The organism is Rhodoferax sp. GW821-FHT07G04, from assembly GCF_059418585.1.
In genome coordinates this window covers 893,699-914,488 of the sequence record NZ_JBWKQD010000002.1, presented here as the reverse complement: position 1 = coordinate 914,488, position 20,790 = coordinate 893,699, and the positions used below count along the sequence as shown (strand labels likewise).

The following is a 20,790-nucleotide window of genomic DNA, read 5'->3' as shown; positions in this document are numbered from 1 at the left end:
GCCTCTTTCTATGGGAATTACGGATTTTGCTCTTTGTTGTATCTTGGTACGCTTGCGTGGCGTCATGCCGCCGCACGTTGAGATACCGGCATCTTCTTGCCAATAAACACCGTGGCGATGACGGCTACGCCGAAGCCGACTGTCACGGCATCCAGCTTCTCGCCCAGCAGTGGCACGGCGGCCAGCATACTCAAAAAGGGTTGCACCAATTGCACCTGGCTCACGCGCACCGTGCCGCCCAGTGCCAGGCCGCGGTACCAGGCAAAAAAGCCCAGCCACATCGAAAACACGGCCACATAGGCAAAGCCCCACCAGGCACTGCTGCGCACGGGCACGGCCGGCCAGTTGTAGGCAGCCAGCGGCAAGGTCAATGGTAGGGCGATGACCAAAGCCCAGCAGATCACATGCTCGGCCCGCATGCGTTGCGACAGGCGAGCACCGTAGCCATAGCCCACGGCGGCGCACAGCATGGCGGCGACCAATAACAGATCCGCCGCATGCACGGACACGCCTGCGGTCGCCGCGGTGGTGCTCGTTGTACCCCCATGCAGCATCGCAAACACCGCGACCAGCACGCTGCCGAAAGCCGCGCACAGCCAGAACCCGGTGGACGGTCGCTGGCGGTGCAGCAGCGCGCCCACGGCAGCGGTGGCCAAGGGCAGCACCCCCACAATCACGCTGGCGTGCATGGCCTCTACATAGCGCATGGCGATGGAGGTGAACAGCGGAAAACCAAACACCACGCCACCGGCGGTGACGGCCAGCGGCAACCAATCTGCGCGGCTGGGGAGGGGCGCGCGGGTCAGCAGCAGGAATGCGCCCGACAGCGCGGCGGCCACGACGGCACGGCCCATGGCAATGAAGAAACCCGACATCTGTGGCGCGTCTGCTGTGCCGACCGCCATGCGGGTCATCGGCAGCGTCACCGAGAAGATGACGATGCCCAACAGGCCCAGCCACAGGCCCTGGTTGATCTGGCGTTGGTTTGTGCCTGTCATACGCTGAGCATCCATACGGCCGTGACCACCAGCACCAGGGCCATGAGACGGTTAAAGGCCAGCAACCGGTGTCCGGTACTCAGCCAGTCCCGCAACAGCGAGCCCAGTGTGGCGTACAGCATATTGCTGGCAAAGGCGAAGACCACCATGACAGGAATGACGACGGCCAGGCGCAGCGCGGGGTCTGCACGGCCGGCGATCCAGCCGCTGACGATGGCCAGGGCCAGCATCCAGGCCTTGATATTGACAAACTGCAGCGCCACGCCCTGCCAGAAACCGATCTGCAAACGGGCGGCATCTGCCTCGCCCAACTGGCGGGCCTGGCTCAGTTTGAAGGCCATCCACAGCAAGTAGGTCACGCCCAGCAGCTTGACGGCCAGAGTCAGCATGGGTGCAGCCAGCAGCAAGGCGCCCAGGCCCAGGGCGCAGAGCAGCAGCAGGGCGCTCCAACCCAGCGGTACGGCGCAGACAAAAGGCATAGCGCGGCGCAGGCCGCCATTGGCCGCCAACGCCGTGGACATGGTGGTATTGGGCCCTGGCGTGAAACTCATCGCCGTGGCCAGTACCAGTAAAGCCGTAAATTCTTGCCAACCCATGCACCACACTTTATAGTTGAAGTCAGCACACGACCAGTACAGTTTTTAATTCATTAACCTGAACTGTATTGTTGATGGAAGCGACACAGACCAACGACCCGCCCCTAGGTTTCCCCGCCGGGCCGTTCCAAGGGGAAATGCGCCCCCTCGGGGGGCAGCGACCCGCGTAGCGGCGTAGCGTGGGGGCTTACACGAGACTCCCGCCATGCTGATGAAGACCGCATCCCAATCGCTTGCCGAGCAGTTGTGCAACCGCTTTGCCGAGCGCATTCGCACCCGCCTGCTGGCGCCGGGAGCGCGCCTGCCCTCGGTGCGCCAGTGCGCGCAGCAGCAGGGCGTGAGTCCGTCCACCGTGGTGGCGGCCTACGACCAGTTGCTGGCCCAGGGGCTGGTGGAGGCCCGCAAGAACCGCGGGTTCTATGTGCGGGAAATGGGACCAGCCCTCGAAAACAATACGCATGCTGCTCCTGTTTTGGGAGCAAAACGCAATACGACGACCGCTGGTGGCTTCCAGGCTCAGCATGTGCCGGTGAACGCTACGGCCTTGATACGCGGCATGTTCCATGGCAGCACCGACAAACCGCAGCCTGGCATGGGCGTGTTCCCGCCGGACTGGCTGGAGACCACGTTCATGCCCGCAGCCGTGCGCAAGGTCACCGGCAACCCCATGCTGCAATCCTTTTCGCTGCAATACGGGGAGCCGGCCGGAGACGGTGGTCTGCGCCAGGCACTGTCCCACAAGCTGGTGGCCTACAACGTGCACGCCGCGCCCGCGCAAATCGTCACCACCGTCGGAGCCACCCACGCGCTGGACATCGTCAGTCGCACCCTGCTGCGTGCGGGCGACTATGTGATGGTCGAAGAGCCGGGCTGGGCCATCGAATTCGCCCGCCTGGCCGCCCTGGGCATGCGCATACTGCCGGTGCCGCGCCGCGCCGATGGGCCGGATCTGGAGGTGATGGCGCGCTACTGCGAACTGCATGCGCCCAAGCTGTTTGTCAGCGTCAGCGTGTTCCACAATCCCACGGGCTATTGCCTGACACCCGGCAGTGCGCACCGGGTATTGCAGTTGGCCAATGCGCACAACTTCCACATCGTGGAGGACGACACCTACAGCCACATTGCGCCCGACCACGCCACGCGCCTCAGCGCGCTGGACGGCTTGCAGCGCACCATCTACGTCAGCGGTTTCGCCAAGATACTGGCGCCGGGCTGGCGGGTCGGTTTTCTGGCGGCACCGGCCTCGCTGGTGGAGGCCTTTGTCGACACCAAGCTGCTGGCCACGCTGACCACGCCGGCGCTGCTGGAAAAGGCCCTGGCCTGGTGCATAGACCAAGGCCAGCTGCGCCGCCATGCCGAGCGCATCCGCACCCGGCTGGACCAGGCCCGCAGCCGCAGCGTGCAACTGGCACTGGCCCATGGCTGCAGCTTTGCGACGCCGCCGGCCGGTTTGTTTGGTTGGGTAGAAACCGGTGTGGATACCGACGCGCTGTCGCAGCGCATGCTGGACGAAGGCTACCTGCTGGCCCCCGGCGCCCTGTTCCACGCCGAACGCCAGCCCAGCACGCTGATGCGCATCAATTTTGCGACGACCCAGGACGCGCATTTCTGGGGGACGTTTGAGCGGTTGCGGGCGGAGCAGTGAATGCCTTCACGGGGCATGCGCCTGCGCGTTGCCAGCTAGCTGATGTAGTTGAACAGCGACAGCTTCTGCACCTGCGCGTAGGACTGCAGGGCAGCTTGGTAACCGGTTTGCTGGTTCTGGAAGTCGGACACGCCCTTGACCATGTCCAGGTCTTCGGCACGCGAGCGGTCGCCTTCGACCTGGATGCTGCGCTTCTCCTGGTTGGACGAGATGCGGTCCGCGCGGTTCAGCAGGTCACCGGCCTGGCCGCGTACCGATGTGATGCGCGACATGCCGATGTCAATATTGTTCAGGGCCTGGCCTACGGCTTGCGTGGCGGCGTTGTTGTTGGCGGCGCTGCCAATGTCACGGATGGCATCGTCCATCACGCTGAACACGCTGGGCCTGGGGTCTATGCTCATGGTGTCGCCCACGGCGGGAGCCCCCAGGATGCTGATGGACAGGCCAGGGATGGCCGTCACAGCAATATTGGCGGAGGTGTTGCTGGGGTAACTGGCCGTGCCGCTGAAGGGGCCGGAAACATTGGGGTTCTCGGCGATGTCGTAGGTCACGGTGGTCGTGCCCGGCACGCTCGTGGTGTCCACTCCCGTGATGTTGATGCTATAGGCAGAGCCGCTGACCAGGGCAGGGTTGGTCAGCGTGATGCCGCTGGTGCGGATCTCGTGCGGAGGTGCGGTCACATTGGTCAGCGTGACATTGAAGACGCCGTCGCGCGCGGGCAGATGCATGAAGGCGCGGTCGCCGTCGAGCGCAAAGGGGATGGAGACTTCGTTGCTGGCCACTTGGCCGGGCGTGCCGTTGAAGGTGTAGTCCTGCGGCAGGGCCTGTGGGCCGACGAAGGGCGTCAGGGCGCTGCCCAAGGCGCTGAACAGCGGCAGGCCATTGGTGTCCTTGCGGTTGGCCAGTGCGAAGATCTGGTCGCGGTAGCCCTTGAGCTGGTTGGCAATGGCTTGCCGCTCTAGCGTGGTGTGCGAGGCATTGCCAGCGGTAGCCGCCAGCTCTCGGAAATTCTGTAAGGCCTCGTTGACATCGCCCAGCGTACCTTCTGCTTGGGTGATGGAGTCGCGCTGGGCCTCCAAGGCGCGTTGGTCGGTCTGAATGCGGGCCAGGCGGGTGATGGCCCGCTCGGCCTGGGCGGCGGCCGTGGGGTCGTCGCTGGCGCGCACCACCCGCTTGCCGGAGGTCAGGTTCTCCTGCAGATTGGCCAGCGAAGACTGGCGGTTCATGATGTTGGCCAAGGCGGTGTCGTAGGCGTTGGCGGACCCGAGTCGTACAAAGTTTGCCATGTCATGCCTCCCCTCGATCCGCGTCAGCGGCTCAGGTTCTGTATAAGGGTGTCAAAAATATTCTGCGCGATCTGGATCATCTTGGCAGAGGCCTGGTAGGCCTGCTGGAACTGCAGCAGGCTGGAGGCTTCCTCGTCCAGGTTGACGCCCGAGACACCGGCGCGGTCACGCTCCACATTGGTCGCGATGGACGCAGACACCTGCGACGCATAGTCGGCGCTTTGCGTGCGTATGCCAATCTGCGAGATCAGGCCCGCGTAGCCGTCGGTCATGGCAGCGCCGTCAAACATGGCCACGTCGCGCAGGTCCATCATGGCGGTCGCGTTGCCGCCCGAGATGCCTGGGTAGAGGTTGGTGTTGACGGTGACGGTATCGCCAGCCTTGGGCGTTCCCTGCAGTGTCAGCGACCAATCGGCCAAGGGTGGACCGGTGACCGTGGCTTCGATGGCTTGGCCCGGTGTGTAGTTGAATACGGTGGCACCCTGGTCGCTGCGCGTGTAGGTGTTGGGCCCGGTAAAGGTCAGTGTCACACCCAATGCCGCCGGTGCGATAGGGTTGCTGCGTGCTGTGACCGACACCTGCTGCAGACTGCCGGTATTGGCCGTGCCCATCGTGGCCGCCACCGGGCTGGCCACAGCCAGTGCCCGTGGCGTAGAGAACATGCTGGTGATGTTGCTGGCCGACGTGCTGAAGGGCTTGAACAGGAAGCGGTCGCCCGGGTTGGCCGCGCCACCCAAGGGGTTGTGGATTTGCAGGCCGTCGATCTCGGCAAATACGTCCGGAGCAGCCGATGCAGAAGGCGTCACCTGTGCCTGTGTGAAGACCACGCCATCGGAGCGGCGGGTGATGGTGAAGCCGGTGGCGCTGAACTGCATTTCGTAGTCGGACGCCACCAGCTTGGTGGGGTCGGAGACGGTCAGTGTGGGGGCCGCAGCACCGGTCATCGAGCCGGTGTTCAGCGGGGATGGTGCCTTGGGTTCCAGCACATTGTTGGTGCCCATCACCGTGGGGCTGAACAGGTCGCCGCCCACATTGCCGTCCAGGTCCAGGCCCAGTTTGTGTTGGGCATTGATCGCGGTTGTTGTGGCCAAGGTCAAGCGGCCCAACAGGTTGCGGCCTTCATTCAGGTCGCTGTTCTGGAAACGCAAAAGTCCCGAGACTTCGCCGCCGCCCAGCAGGTTCTCGTCCACAGTCAGTGGCTGGCCGGCGCGTATCAGTGCGAGTTTGCTGCTGCGGGAGTCGCCAAAGTCGTCACTGACAATGGCCACCTTGGATGCATTGGTGCCCAGCACCAATTCCTGACTGCCGGCGATGTAGATACCGATCGAGCCGTCGTCTGCCTTGATGGACGTGGTCTGTACGTACTGGTTGAGGTCTTTGATCAACTGGTCACGGCGGTCCAGTAAGTCATTGGGCGGTTGGCCTGTGCCATTGGTCCTTGTGATCTGCTCGTTCACTGCAGCAATACTGGCGGCCAGGCTGTTGATGTTGGTGACCTTCTGAGACAGCTCCTGGGCCACGCCGGTTTGCAGGTCGTCCAGCTGCTGGGACGCGGCTCGCATGCGTGAAGCGGTCTCATCGATGCGGGTCAGCACCACGGTGCGCGCGGTCATGTCGGTAGGCGCGCTGGCGACGTCGGAGAAGGCATTCAGCATGTCGCTGATGGATGCGCCCAGGCCCTGGGTGCCGCCCTGGAACACGGCTTCGAGTTGGCGCAGCTTGTCGGAGCGGGTGGAATCGGCTGATTGGGCCGATGCGGCCAGCGCAGACTGGCGTGTCAAGAATTCGCTGAAGTTGCGCTGTATGGATTGGACCGTAACGCCCTGGCCGATATAGCCAACACTGGAGAACTGACCCGGTACCGTGGTCAGTACCACCTTTTGGCGCGAATAGCCGGCCACGTTGGCATTGGCAATATTGTTGCCAGCCGTTTGCAAGGCGGCCTGGTTGGCTTGCAGTGCCCGGGTTCCGACGTTGAGTAAGCTGCCCATGGTCGTGTTCCTTCAGCCCTGCTCAGGCCTGCGCACGCCGTATTTGCAGCGTGGTATTGATGGCGCGGCTGAGCTTGGCGGCGTACTCCGGATCGGTTGCGTAGCCGGCCTTTTGCAGGCCACTGGCAAAGGACTGGGCCGACCCGGCCTGGGCCTTGGCTTTGGCGTAGCGTGGGCTCTCGGTGATCATGCGTGCATAGTCCTTGAAGGCATCTGCGTACGAGTCGTAGGCGCGGAATTTGGCCAGCTTCTTGGTGGCCACGCCATCCACAAATTCGGTGGTGGTCACTTCGGCAACCTTGCCGGCCCAACCCGCACCGGCCTTGATACCAAAAAGATTATGCGACGAAGCGCCGCCTTTATGCTTAATTTCGAATTTGCCCCAACCGGTTTCGTGTCCGGCCTGCCCCAGCATGAAGCTGGCCGGTATGCCGGTGGCCTTTTCTACTTCGTTCGCAACTTGGCTGTGCTGCTGCACAAAGCTGGCCTGGCTCTCCGTGGGCGCGCGGGCGGTCTTGCCCAGGCCTGTCGGGGCGTGGGCAGCCGCTGCTGTATGCGTCTTGCCGGATTTAGCGGTGCCTACCGTGGTGGTGCTCTGCCCAGTGGCCGCGTCCGAGGCATCCTTGGTGGTGCCGGCCATTTGGCGGGTCAGCTGCAGCGCGATCATGTCCGACAGGCCGCCGGGCTGGCCGGACATTTGGACGGCGAACTGCTGGTCCAGCAGATCGGCACCCAGGTCGCTGCCGGGGCTGTCCAGCATGCCGGACTTCATCGTCGCTTCGCGCATGCTTTTCATCAGCTCGCGCATGAACAGGGACTCGAATTGCTTGGCCGTCTCGCGGATGGCGGTGGGTGTGCTTTTGCCGGCTTCCAGCTTCAGATTGCCCAGCGACTGGGCGTCGGCCGCCAGCGACTGGGCGGTGGAGGAAGAGATGGATCCGTAGCCCATATTAGATGACCTCCAGTTCCGCGTTCAGGGCGCCAGCTGACTTGATGGCTTGCAGAATGGCCAACAGATCCTGGGGTGTGGCCCCCAGCGCATTGAGTGCTTTGACGACATCGGTCAACTGGGCCGCCGCAGGGAGCTGGATCAGCTTGCCGGAATCCTGTTTGATCTCGATATTGGACTTCTCGGCCACCACGGTTTGCCCGCCGGTGGACAGGGCATTGGGCTGGCTGATGATGGGCGTCGTCGAGATGCTGATGGACAAATTGCCGTGCGCAATGGCGCAGGCCCCCAGCGACACGGCCTGGTTCAGTACGATGGAGCCGGTGCGGGCATTGATGATGACCTTGGCCGCGGCGACGGAATTCTGGATGGGTAGCTCTTCCATCTCGGCCAGGAAATTGACTCGGTCATTGGGGTTCATCGGGGCTTTGACTTTGACGGTGCGGCCATCCAGCGCCTGCGCTACGTCTGGGCCGAACTTGCCATTGATGGCGGACGCGACCTTGCGTGCGGTTTGAAAGTCGGATGCGTTCAGGCTGAGACTGATCGTGGGGCCTTCTTGCAGCGCCGTGGGTACGATACGTTCTACCTGGGCTCCATCGGGAATCCGCCCGGCGCTGAGGTGGTTGACGGTGACCTTGCTGCCACCGGCGGCGGCACCGGCACCGGCCACGATCAGATTGCCCTGGGCCAGCGCATAGATTTCACCATCGGCGCCCTTGAGTGGCGTTGCGATCAGCGTGCCGCCCTTTAAAGATTTGGCGTTTCCGACCGAAGATACATTCACGTCCACCAACTGGCCGGGGCGGGCAAAGGCTGGGAGTTGGGCGGTGACCAGTACGGCGGCCACGTTTTTCATCTGCAACTGGGCCAGCGTAGTGCTCGTCAGGGAGATGCCCATTTGCTGCAGGTAGTTGCTCAGGCCCTGGGTGGTGTAGGGCATTTGTGTGGTCTGGTCGCCGGTGCCGTCCAGGCCCACGACCAGACCAAAGCCGGTCAGTTGGTTGCTGCGCACGCCTTCGACGCTGGCCACCTCTTTGATGCGCATGGCCTGCGCCAGGTTGGGGCTGAGGACGAGAGAGGCCGTCAGACCCAGAACCAGGCAAGCCCGGCCCCATAGCCTCAGGCTAGCGGTTTTTGCCAGTTGGGTCCAGGGTGTCATGTGCGGAGTTGGTTTGTGGGCAGATCCGGGTGGATCTGATACCCCTCGGCACTATTCTGGATAACTTTAGAACGGCTGAAAGCTTAAAAAGAACCTGGAAAGCCAGCCAACTGTCTGGGCCTCGCCTTGGGCGCCCCGGCCGCGCGACTCTACCCGCACATTGGCCACCTGGGTCGAGCTGATGACGCTGCCTGGCTGCATCAAGCGCGGGTCTACCGTGCCCGAAAAGCGCATGACGTCCACATTTTGGTTGACGCCGATTTGTTTCTCACCGGCCACGACCATATGGCCGTTGGGCAGGACTTCGATGACGGTGGCGGTGATGGAGCCCGAGAAGGTGTTCGTGGCCTGTGTGCCGCCCTTGCCCGAGAAGTCGTTGTTGGTCTTGGCGCCTATGCCCAGCTTGCCCAAGCCTTCGACACTGTTGAAGGGCAAAGCTGTAATGCCGGAGTCGATGGAGGTATTGCGATTGCTGGTCGATGCGGATACCTGGCTGGCCGTCAAAGCCTCGACGATCTGGATGGTGACGGTGTCGCCCACCACGCGGGCGCGACGGTCTTCGAAGCCCGGGCGATAGCCCGCTGCCTGGAACAGGCTACCCGTAGCGGGCCGGGTGGCCGCCGGTGTGGCCATGGGCGCGGGGCTGACCTTGGGCTCGGCAAAGTCCACAACCACTTTTTGCGGGATTTGCTGGCAGGCGCTGCACAGGCTGGCGACGGCCAGCGCGCAAGCGACGTTCCGTGCCGTGCGGGGTGGAGTGGGATGGGTCATACGCTACCTCTTACAACTGGCCAAGCTTCTGCAACATCTGATCGGATGTCTGGATGGCCTTGGAATTCATTTCGTAGGCGCGCTGGGTCTGGATCATCGTGACCAGTTCCTGCACGATGTTGACGTTGGACGTCTCCACAAAGCCCTGCATCACTGTGCCCAGGCCGTTGGCGCCGGCAGTGCCAACATTGGGCTGCCCGGAGGCTGCGCTTTCGGCATAGATGTTTTGCCCTTTGGGCTCCAGGCCGGCCGGGTTCACGAAGTTGGCTAGCGTGATCGTGCCTATGCTTTGCGGTGCGGTGGTGCCGGGAATGCTGGCCGACACTGCGCCGTCTGCTGCAATGCTGACGGCCGTCGCCGTGGCCGGCACCGTGATGCTGCCCACCAGCGGCAGGCCACCGGCGGTCACCATGCGGCCCTGGTTGTCAATCTGGAAGGCTCCGTCGCGGGTGTAGCCAATCGTGCCATCGGGCATGGTGACCTGGAAGAAGCCATTGCCTTGAACAGCCACGTCCAGGTTATTGCTGGTCTGTTGCAAATTGCCCTGCGCAAAGCTACGGCTGGTGGCCACGGCACGCACACCCAGGCCCACTTGCAAGCCGGTCGGCAGAGTAGATTGCTCGGATGTGGCCGAACCCACTTGGCGCAGGTTCTGGTACATCAGGTCTTCAAAAACCGCATGGGATTTCTTGAAACCATTGGTTGAAACATTGGCCAGATTGTTGGAAATGACATCCAGCTGCATTTGCTGGGCTTCCATGCCGGTCTTGGAGATCCACAGTGAGTTGATCATGGTGTCAGTATCCTGTTGGTGTGGGGCCGCTACGGGCTTGCGTCATCATCCCTGCAGGCCCAGTAATTGGCCAGCGGAACGGTCATTGGATTCGGCGGTCTGCAAGAGGCGCATCTGGGTTTCAAACTGGCGCGCCGTCTGGATCATGCCCACCATGGTTTCGATGGGGTTGACGTTGGAGCCCTCCAGCACGCCGGTTTGCAACTTGGCGGTTTCGTCGTTGGGCAGCGGGTCGCCCGAGGCGGCGCGGAACAGACCATCGGCGCCGCGTTTGAGCGGGTCGTCTCCGTTGGGGGTCACCATCTTCAAGCGGCCAATGCTGTTGGCGGGTTGGGTTCCCACCTTGGCGCTGACCGTGCCGTCGCTGCCGATGGACAGCGTGGCGCCGGCAGGTGCCGTCATGGGCGCGCCACCGTTGGACAGAATGGGTAAGCCTGTACCAGAGACGACGGTTCCGTCGGTGGACACCTCCAGGTGGCCGTTGCGGCTATAGGCCTCGTTACCGTCCAACGCCTGCACCGCAAACCAGGCGCTGCCATTGGCCATGACGTCCAGGCTGCGATCGGTGCGTTGGGCTGGGCCCGGTCGGTCCAGATAGCCCGCGGTGGTTTCCACCGCAAAGACGCGGGTGGTTGCACCTTCGCCCTGCAGCGGCACGGCGCGGTAGGTCGATAGCTCGGCGCGGAACCCGTTCGTGGATGCATTGGCCAAATTGTTCGACAGGACGGCCTGGCGACTCGCGGCCGCGTTGGCGCCCGACATCGCGGTGTAGATAAGGCGGTCCATGGTGGGGTGACTCCGTTAGTGAGGGTTCAACGCAGATTGACCAGTGTTTGCAACACCGTGTCTTGCGTCTTGATGGTCTGAGCGTTGGCTTGGTAATCGCGCTGGGCGGTCATCATGGCCACCAGTTCAGCGGTCAGGTCCACGTTGGATGACTCCAGCGCTCCTGAGTTGATGGTGCCGAAGTTGCCTTGGCCGGGATTGCCCTGTATGGGTTGGCCCGAGGAATTGGTCTCCACCCAATTGCCCTGGCCGACGGGCCGCAGGCCTTGCACATTGCGGAAATCTGCCAATGCCAATTGGCCCGTAGCCTGGGTTTGCCCGTTCGAGTAGCGGGTGGTGATGACGCCCTGCTCGCTGATGGACAGGCCGGTCAGCGTGCCGGCGGTGTAGCCGTCCTGCTTCAGGTCCGATACCGCGAAGGACGTTCCATATTGCGTAGCCTTGCTGACGTCCAGCTGGGCGGTGAAGGTGCCGATGTTGGCGTTGGTGGAGGTAAGGGTCACGGGCACGGTGCCCACCGGGGCTGTCAGCTTGCCTGCGGTGTCGAATGCCAGGGAGGTCAGCAGGGTACCGGGTGTGGGAACACCGGCTGGGTCGCCGTCGTAAACATCCCAGGCGTCGGCAGCCGTCTTGATGAAGTACATCTTGATCGGTACAGCCACACCTTGGGAGTCGTACCCATTCATCGTCGTGCCATAGGTGGTATAGGGCGTGGGGGGAACGGCCGAGGCGGCGACGACGGCGCGGGCGTCCAGGTTGAAGGTGGCGTTAATCGTTGACGTGACCTTGGCCGGAATCGGTGCGCCGGCGGGAATCGATAGCGGGGATGTGGATGCACTGGTGGGGACGCCATTGATATCCGTCGTGAAGCCCATCACATTGGCGCCGGAATTGGTGATCAGGTTGCCATTGGTGTCGAGTTTGAACTGGCCGTCACGGGTGTAGGCCGCGCTCCCGTCCTTCAGCGTCAACTCGAAGAAGCCGCCGCCGTTGACGGCCACATCGAGGTTGTTGCCGGTGATGTTGATAGTCCCCTGTGAGAACTGCTGCGAGACCGTTGCAACCTCCACACCAATACCCCCGCCGCCCGTACCGCCGCCGCCGCTGGGGCCAATAGCGGATGCCACGACGGCCGCAAATTCCGCACGCGAAGCCTTGGCGCCCACGGTGTTGGCGTTGGCAATGTTGTTGCCGATCACATCGAGGTTTTTGGCGGATGCATTCAAGCCCGAAAGGCCGGTTTGGAAGCTCATGGTGTATTCCTTTGGATAGCGAGGATGGGGTCTTCGGGGAGGGGTTACAAAATGGCCTGGATGGCGCTGTAGGGAACCGCGGCGCGGCCTTTGAACTGCACATTCATGACGCCGTCGCTGTTGCCAATCGACGTGATGGTGTCCTGTGCCAAGGCCGTGGAGCCCACGGACTGTTTGCCATTGCTGGCCACGATCTTGAAGGTGGGGCTGGCGGTTCCGGTATAGGCGGACGCATTCCACTCAAAGGAATGGCGGCCGGCTGCCATGGGCCCCAGGTCCACCGTGTCCAGCAACTGCCCGCCGGGGCTCAGTATTTGTACTTTGACGCTGGATGCGTCGCCATCCAGATCCACCGCGCCGCGCGCCTTGCCGGCATCGATCGACAAGGTGTTGCTCTGCACCATCGCGCCGTGGCCGATCAAGGCCGCACTTTGCATGACCTGCATGGACGAGACCTGGGTTGCCAGGGATTTCATCGTCTCGTTGAGTTGCTGAATGCCAGACACCGTATTGATCTGCGCCATCTGGCTCGTCATCTGGGCGTTGTCCATGGGATTCATGGGGTCCTGGTTGTTCAACTGGGCTACCAGCAACTTCAGGAAACGGTCCTGCTGCGCATCGGCGCTGGTCTGTCCCGCAGACTTTGTGGCGGAGCCTGACCCTGTTAACGCGGGAGTGGTGTTGCTTACGCTGGCGACCATAGTGGAATCTCCTTAGCTCATTGCCCCATTTGCAGGGTCTTGAGCAGTAGCGTCTTGGCGGTGTTCATGACCTCGACGTTGTTTTGGTATGAGCGCGAGGCCGAGATCATGTTGACCATTTCCTCTACCGGGTTCACGTTGGACTGTGTGACATAGCCGTCCGCGTCGGCGGAAGGGTGGGCGGGGTTGTGCACGCGCCGCAGTGGTTCGTTGCTTTCGCGTATGCCATTGACCCGCACACCCGACGATGCATCCGAGCCCATGGGGGCGGTTTCAAAAACAACCTGCCGGCTCTTGTAACCCTGTCCGTCCGGTCCGGCGACGGCATCGGCGTTGGCCAGGTTGCTGGCAACGACGTTGAGCCGCTGCGACTGGGCGCTGATGGCGCTGCCGGATACGTTGAAGATGGAAAACATCGACATGTCATGCCTCCTGGCGAGCCGCCTCGGCTGGCAGTGAATGGATGGGGGCGTTGGGTTTCATGCTTACTGGCCTTGTATGGCACTCAAGATGGTCTTGCTCTGGCCGTTAATAAAGCGAAGCGTGGCTTCGTAGCGGACCGAGTTGTCGACAAAATTGGCCCGCTCACGGTCCATGTCCACACTATTGCCGTCCATGGCTGGCTGGGACTGCGTGGTGTAGCGCAACGCGGTGGAACCCAGGCTGCTGGTGCTGGCCTGCAGGGGGATATGGCGCGGGTCGCTGGTGCTGGCCGTGAGTGCGGGCGCTTGCGTGCTGGTGCCGGTGGCCGCGCTCATGGCTTCCTTGAAGTTGACGTCCCGCCCTGCATAGCCGGGCGTATCGGCATTGGCGATGTTGCTGGCAATCACGCGCTGCCGTTCGGCGCGCAGGACCAGCGCTTTGGAATGGAAGTCCAATGTGCTGGTTAGATTGGAAAGCATGGATCACCTCCGAAAGGGTTGGTGAACCCCCTGGTTGGGCCAGGTTGTTCGGCGTGAGGCAATTATGGGAAAAGCTTTAATTTTTTAGCGGAGGAATACGGGGGCTAAAACCCGTCATTTGGCTGTTTTGCCGTCGGGCCGACTGCCTATAGTTGATTGACCCCAAGTGCCTGCGAGACCGTATGGGCGCGAGGCGCTGGGGACGATTGGAGGAGTGCCATGCCGGGTCAGTTGTCTGCGTTGCCGTTTGTGCGGGGAGCCCGCCGGGTCTTGCTATGGCTGGGCTTGGTGCTGGCCGCCGCTTCGGCCCATGCGCAAAATGCGGGAACGTCAGACTTCCAAGTGCTCGCGCAGGATTGGCTGCGTGAGGCGACGGCTGCGCCGCAGACGGCGGGGCCTGCGTCGTTGCGCATGGAGGTTAAGGTCGGTAACCTGGACAGCCGCCTCAAGTTGGCCCCCTGCGGCAATGTGGAGCCCTACCTGCCGCCCGGTGCCCGCCTGTGGGGCCGCACGCGGGTTGGCCTGCGCTGTGTGGATGGCATGACGCGATGGAATGTGTCTTTGCCGGTGACGGTAAACGCCTATGGCAACGCCTGGGTGATCAAGTCGCCGGTGGCGTCGGGTGTCACTATTACGGAAGATGACGTGGTGGAGGCCGAGGTGAACTGGGCCGAAGAAAGCAGCCCCGTGGTCCGCGACCGGGCTTTGTGGCTGGGGCAAATCGCCACCCGCCAGTTGTCGACGGGGCAGACACTGCGCCAAGGCATGGTGCGGCCCGCCCAGGTTTTCCAGGCCGGCGCGCAGGTGAAGGTGGTAGCACAAGGGCCGGGTTTCCAGATTTCGTCGGAAGCGCAAGCCCTGTCGGCCGGGGTCGTGGGACAAATCGCCCGGGTCAAACTGGACAATGGACGGGTCTCTTCAGGCGTGGTGCTGGATACAAAGACAGTAAAAATCGACCTGTAAACCCCCAATTGGCCCAAAATCACCATGCAAATATCTCTAAAGTCAGTCATGATGCGGCCGATATCTAACGCACGAGACTACACATACCGTGGTTTTGGAGAACCCCATGAAAATCGGTCAACCGCCAGACAACTCGATCCAGATTCAGCTGAACAACGCGGCCAGTGCGCAAAAAACAGGGCAAAACGCCAGCGCCAGTACCACTGCGTCCAGCAATGCCAACCAAAGCACACGCTCAGCGGGTGTGGCGGTGACGGTGTCGACCTTGGCCCGTGGACTGGAGAAAACCGGGCGGGGCGAGACGGCCGATATCGACATGCAGAAAGTCGCGAGCGTGCGGGCTGCCATCGAGGATGGGACCTACGTGGTCAACCCCGAGGCCATCGCCGACAAACTCTTGTTCAACGCGCAGGAAATGCTCAATCGGACCACCAGCTGAGTTCGCATCGGGGCTGCGCATATTGCATGGATGCAAAGGCCCTGACATGACACATTCCGTTCTGGATACGCAAATAGACAGTCTTGAAGCACAAATCAAGGAACTGACGGCGAGCCTGGTTGGCAAAGATCCGGCTGCTTTGCAGGCGGGCAGTGCCAACCTGCAGCGCTTGGCCGTTCAAATGGTTCAAATGACAAACGGCTTGGGTGCCGACCAGTGGGGATCGCCAGAGCGGACGCTGCGCATCCGCAAGCTGGCTAGCGGTATCGCCAGCCTGCGTGAAAATCTGCTGCGCCAAATGGCCTACGTAGACAGAGCCCTGGAAATTGTGGTGCCTGTCACCCGCGAAAAATCCACCTATGCCAGTGGTGGTGCCTACGGCAAACCCGTACGCCAGTCAGGCGCCTTCTCGGTGCTTGCTGCCTGAAATTTCTCTTCTACAGTTGAATATGGCGAAGCGGCGTAGGCCGCAGCGCGCCGCGCGTTGCTTGCGCGAGGCCCCGTTCGCTGTCAGTGTGAGCGCATCTTGGCCCGGAGGCGGGCGATAGACTGGCTGTGGAGTTGGCAAATCCGGGATTCGGTGACGTCCAGAACCGCTGCAATTTCCTTCAGATTCATGTCCTGTTCGTAGTACATGCTCATGATGTATTGCTCCCGCTCCGGCAGCGATTTGATGGCGGCCACCAGGGACTCCCGCAAGCGGTGGTCCCGTAGCAGGTTCATTGGGTCGGCTTCGCTGTCGGCGACATGGTGGTCCAGGAAGTTGTCATCGTCCTCGCCGTTGCGCGACATATCTTCCAGGTACACCAACTGGGTACCGCGCACCTTGCCCAGCAGGTCTTGGTAGTCGGCTAGGCTCATTCCCATCTCGGCTGCAATTTCGGACTCAATGGGGCTGCGTCCCAAGCGATGCTCCAGTCGGCGCATCGTGGTTTCGATCTCTTTTTGGCTCTTACGCGACCCACGCGACATCCAATCGTTGCCGCGCAATTCGTCCAGCATGGCGCCGCGTATGCGCTGCGTGGCAAAGGTTTCGAATTGCACGCCCTGGGAGGCCTCGTAACGGGACAGCGCGTCGGCCAATCCGATCAGGCCGACCTGTATCAGGTCGTCCACCTCCACACTGGCGGGCAGTTTGGCCATCATATAGTGGGCCAGTCGCCGAACCAGGGGCTGGTATTGCTTGATCAGGGCGGAACGGTCAAGCTGCCCCTTCACGGTATACATCAATGGCTCCCCGCAAACTGGGCCACAGGGCCCCTGGTAGTGACCCGGTGCATCGCCCCCCGCTGGGTAGGTGGGGCACCCAAGGAGGCTGCGCTTTCCAACATGCGCAAGGCCAGGCGCTGCACGGCGTCGGAAGGGGCCCCATCGCCCTGTGGCTCGGCAATGTCCAAGGTCTTCAGTTCGTGGCCCAAAAACCGCTTCGCGCATTCGCTCAAGCCGGCGGAGGCGGGGGATGCTTGCTGCGCTGCGAACAGATGCGGGTCTTGTTGCATGTTGACGATGGTAGGCTTTAGTTTGCCAGTTATCAATAATCGTTTGAGTGCCATGTAGGCAGTAAGCAGGGAGGCTTTGGCCGGCGATACGGCCAACAAAGGCTCGGCGTGCAAGTCATCCATCAGGCGTGCCATCCATTCCACTCTACAGTACAAAACCACGATGCTCTCGGCCGGCAAAAATGCCCCCAATCCGCGCAGACGGTCGGCCCGTGAGCCAGGCCCATCCATCAGCGATTGAATGCCTTTGGCAGAGGGAAGAACCGTCCAGGCCGGTGTACCGTGCTGGCCCTCATCACCCCAGTGTGCGTGGCGCAGAAGCTGCTCAAGCCCCGGGTTGCCCTCGGATTCCAGCGTAGTGCCGTCCAGCACCTGGACCGAATAGCCAAAAGTGACCAAGGCCAGGCACAGTTGCCATAGCAGCGGCAGTTCCGCCCGTTCGTCGCCGTGGCTGACCATTGCAACCAGTCGCGGGCCGGGCTGGCAGCCCAGTCCTATCAAGCCAGATGCCTGGTTGGAAAAGTGGTCAAGCATCCAGGCGCCCCTTCGCGGCCGCCTGCCCCGATGGCTGGCCGAAATAGAAGCCCAGATCGCTGACCTTGGGGTCATAGGCGGAGATGCCAACGGTGCGCATGGATTGGCGCACCAGTTTGGCGGCGTGGGCCGTTTCCCAATCCTCGGGCACGCGCTGACCGGTTGTGATGCCGCGCAGCACCAATTGGTTGCGGATGGCGGCGTCGATCGCGGGGCCGAGTTTGACGGCTTCGTCCGTTTTGGAAAAGATGGCCTGTTGCACGCCGGCTGTCTTGAAGGCAGCGACGGCTTCATCCAGCGTGTCGCCGTGGCTGCCGGAATTGAGCACCAGCAGGCGTTTGACGTTGGGCAGATCCAGCAGCTCCATCATTTCATGCTTGCGGGGGTCGCGGGGGGCCAGGCCGGTGGTGTCGATCAGCACCATCTTCTTGTTGGCCAACAGACCCAGCAAGTCCTGTAAAGCGACCCGGTCATGGGCCAGGTGGGCGACAACGCCCAGCATCTTGCCGTACGCGCGCAATTGCTCGTGAGCGCCCACGCGGTAGGTGTCCAGCGTGATCAGGCCCACGCTGCCGGCGCCGTGGGTGCGGGCGCACAGACCGGCGAGCTTGGCAGTGGTCGTGGTCTTGCCGACGCCCGTGGCACCCACCAGTGCGAAGACTCCACCCTCCTCATGAACGGCAGGGCCATCGGCATCGGTGCGCAGGTTGCGCTCCAGCACATCCATGACCCAATGCATGGACTCGGACGCATTCATCTCCACCGGCATGCGCTCCAGTATCGTGCGGGACAGATTGGGGGAGTAGCCCGAGCGGATCAGCTTGAGCATCAGGTTGGCCTGAATGGGGTTCTGGCGTGCCTGACCCAGCCAGGCCAGGGTATTGAACCGGTCTTCCATCATCTCCTTCATCGCGTGCAACTCGTCCACGATGCCCTGTGGCAGTGCGGTCGCCTGGAATGCCAAAGCGGCTGGCTTGCTGGTGCTATCGCTCTTCAGTGCCGGAGCTTCCCGCTTGCTGACGGGGCGGTCGGCCATCGCCGTGCGGGGGCGCTCGGGGGTCGCGGCGGGCAGGGGCGGGTCCGCGGGGATGATGGTGCTGGTCTCATGGCGCTTGCGCAGCATCCGCTCACGGACATAGTCTTGGAAGGATAGCGTGCTCATCGCCAGTTCCGCGGCGTCATCCTCCACCTTGGAGGCTGCTATCTCTGGCGCGGGTGCGGGGAGCTTGGTGCTGCGTGCCTGTGGGCTGCCGCCACCGGTCTTGGCGATGGGCGCGCTGGGCGCCTGGTCCAGCGCGGCCAGTGTGTCTTCGGCGGTGGCCACCACTTCCACACCGTTTTCAGTAGGGCGGTTGGATAGGATCAGTGTGCCGTCGCCAAAGGTCATGCGGGCCTTGGCAAGCGCTTCACGGGAGGTCGGGGCGGTAAAGCGTTGGATGTTCATGGTGTTGCGCCTCTGAGGATCGGGCCGATCCGAATGGTGTGGGTTTCTGGAATTTCACTGTGCGCCAGCACTTGCAGACGGGGTGCCACGCGGCGCACCAGGCGGGCAATGGCGCCGCGGATCTGGTCGGGTACCAGCAAGCAGGCCGGCACGCCGATCTCTTCCTGCTTCATCGCGGTTTCTGCCGCGCTGCGGCTCAGCATGTCGGCCACGCCGGGGTCTAGCGCGGGGCCGGATGCGCTGCCCAGTGCCTGGACCAGCAAACGCTCCAGACCCGGGTCGATGGCGATCACGTTCAATTCGCGTGTGGGGCCATAGATTTGCTGCACGATGGCCGGCGACAGGGCCACGCGCACGCGCTTGGCCAACTCCACCGGATCGCTGGTCGTGGTGGCGTGCTCGGCAATGGATTCGATGATGGTGCGGATGTCGCGGATATGGACCGACTCATCCAGCAGCAGCTGCAGCACTTTCTGGAATATGGCGACGGAAACCATTTTGGGAACCACTTCCTCGATCAATTTGGGTGCCAGTTTTGCAACGTGTTCAACGAGCTGTTGGGTCTCTGTACGGCTCAGCAACTTGGAGGCCTGAACCTGCATCAAGTGTGACAAATGCGTGGCCATCACAGTCTCGGAATCAACCACGGTAAAACCGACCATTTGCGCCGTTTCCCGCTGCTGCTCGTCGATCCAGTGGGCGGGTAATCCAAAGGCTGGGTCGGTCGTCGCTGTGCCGATCAGCGGCGTGGTGATGCCGCCCGGGTTGATGGCCAGGTACATACCGGGGAAGGCTTCGCCTTCGCCCACAATGACGCCGCGCAACGTGATGCGGTAACCGCTGGGCTTGAGCTCCAGGTTGTCGCGGACATGCACGGGCGGGGGCAAGAAACCCACTTCTTGCGCAAATTTGCGGCGCACACCCTTGATGCGGGTTAGCAGGTCGCCCTGGCGTGTCTTGTCCACCAAGGCAATGAGCCGGTAGCCTAACTCCAGGCCCAGTTGGTCGACGGGTTGCAAGTCGTCCCACGACGCCTCGCCATCGGTGGCCACTGGCGTGGCCAATGTTTGTGGGTCCACCGGTGGCGGCTTGTGGGCCAGCATCCAGGCCCCATAGGCCAGCACTGAGGCAATCGTCAGAAACACAAAGTGCGGCATGTTGGGAATGACGCCCAGCACGAACATGATGGCCGCGGTAATGCCGAGCACCTTGGGCGAGACAAAGACCTGCCCGACGATCTGCTTGCCGATGTCATGCTCTTTGCCCACGCGGGACACGACCATGGCAGCTGCCACCGAGATCAACAAACCAGGAATCTGCGCGACCAGGGCATCACCCACCGCCAACAGAATGTACGTGTTGGCCGCTTGCGAGGCGCTGAGATCGTGCTGCAGGATGCCGATGGCGAAGCCGCCAAAGATATTGATCAACAGAATCAAGATCCCGGCCACGGCGTCGCCGCGCACAAACTTGGATGCACCGTCCATGGAACCGAAGAACTCGGCCTCTTCTCCCACCTCGGCCCGCCGGCGCTTGGCTTCCTTTTCGTCAATCAGGCCGGCATTGAGGTCGGCGTCGACGGCCATCTGCTTGCCGGGCATGGCATCCAATGTGAAGCGGGCCGACACTTCGGCAATGCGCTCGGAGCCCTTGGTGACCACGACGAAATTGATGACCACGAGGATGGCGAACACTATCAAGCCCACGGCAAAGTTGCCGCCAATCAGGAAGTGGCCAAAGGCCTCGATCACCGCACCGGCGGCGCCAGGTCCGGTGTGGCCGTCCAGCAGCACCACACGGGTCGATGCAACATTCAACGACAGGCGCATCAGCGTGGTCAGCAACAACACCGAAGGGAAGGCTGCAAAGTCCAACGGGCGGATCATGTAGGCGGCCACCATCATGACCATCAGCGCTACGGCGATGTTGATGGTGAAGAACGCATCCAGCAGCAGCGGCGGCAGAGGTAAGACCATCATCGCCAGAATGGCCACCACCAGTAGAGGCGCCGAGGCGCCCTGGATCACGGTGGTATTGTTGCCGAACCACTGCTGCAGCGATTTGAATGGGGCATTCAT

Annotated in this window: 21 protein-coding genes; 4 read left to right on the top strand and 17 right to left on the bottom strand. The window is 62.4% G+C overall.

All coding sequences use genetic code 11. From position 1 onward, the window contains the following. Nucleotides 1–62 precede the first annotated feature (62 nt). Both AC07OO_RS13400 and AC07OO_RS13395 read right to left on the bottom strand, forming a co-directional pair. Nucleotides 63–998, bottom strand: a complete 936-nt coding sequence (locus tag AC07OO_RS13400) for a DMT family transporter (RefSeq protein WP_495082598.1) — start codon at nt 996–998, stop codon at nt 63–65. Next, a complete protein-coding gene (locus AC07OO_RS13395; protein ID WP_495082597.1) occupies nt 995–1,594 on the bottom strand; it encodes a LysE family translocator in 600 nt (199 codons plus the stop codon). Before AC07OO_RS13395 ends, AC07OO_RS13400 begins: the two co-directional genes overlap by 4 nt. 205 nt (nt 1,595–1,799) lie before the next feature. Between AC07OO_RS13395 and AC07OO_RS13390 the strand changes: the two genes are divergently transcribed. Continuing rightward, the gene (locus tag AC07OO_RS13390; protein ID WP_495082596.1) at nt 1,800–3,239 is read left to right on the top strand and encodes an aminotransferase-like domain-containing protein; all 1,440 of its coding nucleotides are present in this window, start codon (nt 1,800–1,802) and stop codon (nt 3,237–3,239) included. A 35-nt stretch (nt 3,240–3,274) separates the two neighbouring features. Here AC07OO_RS13390 and flgL read toward each other — a convergent pair whose 3' ends face one another. The 11 genes from flgL to flgB form a co-directional block, all read right to left on the bottom strand. Then, entirely contained in the window at nt 3,275–4,525 is a 1,251-nt protein-coding gene (gene flgL / locus AC07OO_RS13385; RefSeq protein ID WP_495082595.1) for a flagellar hook-associated protein FlgL, read from the bottom strand. A gap of 23 nt (nt 4,526–4,548) precedes the next feature. After that, entirely contained in the window at nt 4,549–6,516 is a 1,968-nt protein-coding gene (gene flgK, locus AC07OO_RS13380) for a flagellar hook-associated protein FlgK (protein WP_495082594.1), read from the bottom strand. Nucleotides 6,517–6,538: 22 nt separating this feature from the next. Then, nucleotides 6,539–7,465, bottom strand: coding sequence for a flagellar assembly peptidoglycan hydrolase FlgJ (gene flgJ, locus AC07OO_RS13375; RefSeq protein WP_495082593.1), 927 nt, complete (start codon nt 7,463–7,465; stop codon nt 6,539–6,541). Nucleotide 7,466: 1 nt separating this feature from the next. Further along, nucleotides 7,467–8,627 carry a flagellar basal body P-ring protein FlgI gene (locus AC07OO_RS13370; RefSeq protein ID WP_495082592.1) on the bottom strand — a complete coding sequence of 387 codons (1,161 nt, stop codon included), beginning with the start codon at nt 8,625–8,627 and terminating at the stop codon, nt 7,467–7,469. A 66-nt stretch (nt 8,628–8,693) separates the two neighbouring features. Further along, on the bottom strand, nt 8,694–9,398 hold the full coding sequence (locus AC07OO_RS13365; protein ID WP_495082591.1) for a flagellar basal body L-ring protein FlgH: 705 nt from the start codon (nt 9,396–9,398) through the stop codon (nt 8,694–8,696). Between the two features lie 10 nt (nt 9,399–9,408). Continuing rightward, nucleotides 9,409–10,191 carry a flagellar basal-body rod protein FlgG gene (gene flgG / locus AC07OO_RS13360; protein ID WP_495082590.1) on the bottom strand — a complete coding sequence of 261 codons (783 nt, stop codon included), beginning with the start codon at nt 10,189–10,191 and terminating at the stop codon, nt 9,409–9,411. Nucleotides 10,192–10,236: 45 nt separating this feature from the next. Then, nucleotides 10,237–10,977 (bottom strand): flagellar basal body rod protein FlgF, encoded by a 741-nt coding sequence (locus tag AC07OO_RS13355; protein WP_495082589.1) that lies wholly within the window; start codon nt 10,975–10,977, stop codon nt 10,237–10,239. 26 nt (nt 10,978–11,003) lie between these two features. Then, the gene (gene flgE, locus AC07OO_RS13350) at nt 11,004–12,230 is read right to left on the bottom strand and encodes a flagellar hook protein FlgE (protein WP_495082588.1); all 1,227 of its coding nucleotides are present in this window, start codon (nt 12,228–12,230) and stop codon (nt 11,004–11,006) included. Nucleotides 12,231–12,274: 44 nt separating this feature from the next. After that, complete coding sequence (locus tag AC07OO_RS13345) at nt 12,275–12,931, bottom strand: flagellar hook assembly protein FlgD (protein WP_495082587.1); 657 nt, start codon at nt 12,929–12,931, stop codon at nt 12,275–12,277. A gap of 17 nt (nt 12,932–12,948) precedes the next feature. Continuing rightward, nucleotides 12,949–13,353 carry a flagellar basal body rod protein FlgC gene (flgC, locus tag AC07OO_RS13340; RefSeq protein ID WP_495082586.1) on the bottom strand — a complete coding sequence of 135 codons (405 nt, stop codon included), beginning with the start codon at nt 13,351–13,353 and terminating at the stop codon, nt 12,949–12,951. A gap of 63 nt (nt 13,354–13,416) precedes the next feature. Then, on the bottom strand, nt 13,417–13,833 hold the full coding sequence (flgB, locus tag AC07OO_RS13335) for a flagellar basal body rod protein FlgB (RefSeq protein ID WP_495082585.1): 417 nt from the start codon (nt 13,831–13,833) through the stop codon (nt 13,417–13,419). Between the two features lie 219 nt (nt 13,834–14,052). On the opposite strand from flgB, the gene flgA reads away from it, so the two are divergent. The 3 genes from flgA to AC07OO_RS13320 all read left to right on the top strand — a co-directional run bounded on the left by flgA (nt 14,053) and on the right by AC07OO_RS13320 (nt 15,662). Then, a complete protein-coding gene (gene flgA, locus AC07OO_RS13330; RefSeq protein ID WP_495082584.1) occupies nt 14,053–14,796 on the top strand; it encodes a flagellar basal body P-ring formation chaperone FlgA in 744 nt (247 codons plus the stop codon). Between the two features lie 106 nt (nt 14,797–14,902). After that, a complete protein-coding gene (gene flgM, locus AC07OO_RS13325; protein WP_495082583.1) occupies nt 14,903–15,235 on the top strand; it encodes a flagellar biosynthesis anti-sigma factor FlgM in 333 nt (110 codons plus the stop codon). Nucleotides 15,236–15,281: 46 nt separating this feature from the next. Further along, complete coding sequence (locus AC07OO_RS13320) at nt 15,282–15,662, top strand: hypothetical protein (protein ID WP_495082582.1); 381 nt, start codon at nt 15,282–15,284, stop codon at nt 15,660–15,662. An 83-nt stretch (nt 15,663–15,745) separates the two neighbouring features. Here the strand turns inward: AC07OO_RS13320 and AC07OO_RS13315 are convergent, their stop codons facing one another. From AC07OO_RS13315 to flhA, 4 genes are read right to left on the bottom strand one after another with little or no spacing between them, the layout of a single operon-like run. Next, nucleotides 15,746–16,462, bottom strand: a complete 717-nt coding sequence (locus AC07OO_RS13315; RefSeq protein WP_495082581.1) for an RNA polymerase sigma factor FliA — start codon at nt 16,460–16,462, stop codon at nt 15,746–15,748. Then, nucleotides 16,462–17,268 (bottom strand): hypothetical protein, encoded by an 807-nt coding sequence (locus AC07OO_RS13310; protein WP_495082580.1) that lies wholly within the window; start codon nt 17,266–17,268, stop codon nt 16,462–16,464. The genes AC07OO_RS13315 and AC07OO_RS13310 overlap by 1 nt, the downstream gene beginning before the upstream one ends. Further along, a complete protein-coding gene (gene flhF / locus AC07OO_RS13305; RefSeq protein ID WP_495082579.1) occupies nt 17,261–18,712 on the bottom strand; it encodes a flagellar biosynthesis GTPase FlhF in 1,452 nt (483 codons plus the stop codon). The genes AC07OO_RS13310 and flhF overlap by 8 nt, the downstream gene beginning before the upstream one ends. Beyond that, complete coding sequence (gene flhA / locus AC07OO_RS13300; protein WP_495082578.1) at nt 18,709–20,790, bottom strand: flagellar biosynthesis protein FlhA; 2,082 nt, start codon at nt 20,788–20,790, stop codon at nt 18,709–18,711. The genes flhF and flhA overlap by 4 nt, the downstream gene beginning before the upstream one ends.

Coding starts and splice junctions, on each gene's coding strand:
- flgM (WP_495082583.1), top strand. CDS start 14,903: ATGAAAATCGGTCAACCGCCAGACAACTCGATCCAGATTCAGCTGAAC.
- flgG (WP_495082590.1), bottom strand. CDS start 10,191: ATGATCAACTCACTGTGGATCTCCAAGACCGGCATGGAAGCCCAGCAA.
- AC07OO_RS13320 (WP_495082582.1), top strand. CDS start 15,282: ATGACACATTCCGTTCTGGATACGCAAATAGACAGTCTTGAAGCACAA.
- AC07OO_RS13370 (WP_495082592.1), bottom strand. CDS start 8,627: ATGACACCCTGGACCCAACTGGCAAAAACCGCTAGCCTGAGGCTATGG.
- flgE (WP_495082588.1), bottom strand. CDS start 12,230: ATGAGCTTCCAAACCGGCCTTTCGGGCTTGAATGCATCCGCCAAAAAC.
- AC07OO_RS13395 (WP_495082597.1), bottom strand. CDS start 1,594: ATGGGTTGGCAAGAATTTACGGCTTTACTGGTACTGGCCACGGCGATG.
- AC07OO_RS13390 (WP_495082596.1), top strand. CDS start 1,800: ATGCTGATGAAGACCGCATCCCAATCGCTTGCCGAGCAGTTGTGCAAC.
- flgA (WP_495082584.1), top strand. CDS start 14,053: ATGCCGGGTCAGTTGTCTGCGTTGCCGTTTGTGCGGGGAGCCCGCCGG.
- flhA (WP_495082578.1), bottom strand. CDS start 20,790: ATGAATGCCCCATTCAAATCGCTGCAGCAGTGGTTCGGCAACAATACC.
- flgL (WP_495082595.1), bottom strand. CDS start 4,525: ATGGCAAACTTTGTACGACTCGGGTCCGCCAACGCCTACGACACCGCC.
- AC07OO_RS13345 (WP_495082587.1), bottom strand. CDS start 12,931: ATGGTCGCCAGCGTAAGCAACACCACTCCCGCGTTAACAGGGTCAGGC.
- AC07OO_RS13315 (WP_495082581.1), bottom strand. CDS start 16,462: ATGTATACCGTGAAGGGGCAGCTTGACCGTTCCGCCCTGATCAAGCAA.
- flgC (WP_495082586.1), bottom strand. CDS start 13,353: ATGTCGATGTTTTCCATCTTCAACGTATCCGGCAGCGCCATCAGCGCC.
- flgK (WP_495082594.1), bottom strand. CDS start 6,516: ATGGGCAGCTTACTCAACGTCGGAACCCGGGCACTGCAAGCCAACCAG.
- AC07OO_RS13365 (WP_495082591.1), bottom strand. CDS start 9,398: ATGACCCATCCCACTCCACCCCGCACGGCACGGAACGTCGCTTGCGCG.
- flgJ (WP_495082593.1), bottom strand. CDS start 7,465: ATGGGCTACGGATCCATCTCTTCCTCCACCGCCCAGTCGCTGGCGGCC.
- AC07OO_RS13310 (WP_495082580.1), bottom strand. CDS start 17,268: ATGCTTGACCACTTTTCCAACCAGGCATCTGGCTTGATAGGACTGGGC.
- AC07OO_RS13400 (WP_495082598.1), bottom strand. CDS start 998: ATGACAGGCACAAACCAACGCCAGATCAACCAGGGCCTGTGGCTGGGC.
- flhF (WP_495082579.1), bottom strand. CDS start 18,712: ATGAACATCCAACGCTTTACCGCCCCGACCTCCCGTGAAGCGCTTGCC.
- flgB (WP_495082585.1), bottom strand. CDS start 13,833: ATGCTTTCCAATCTAACCAGCACATTGGACTTCCATTCCAAAGCGCTG.
- AC07OO_RS13355 (WP_495082589.1), bottom strand. CDS start 10,977: ATGGACCGCCTTATCTACACCGCGATGTCGGGCGCCAACGCGGCCGCG.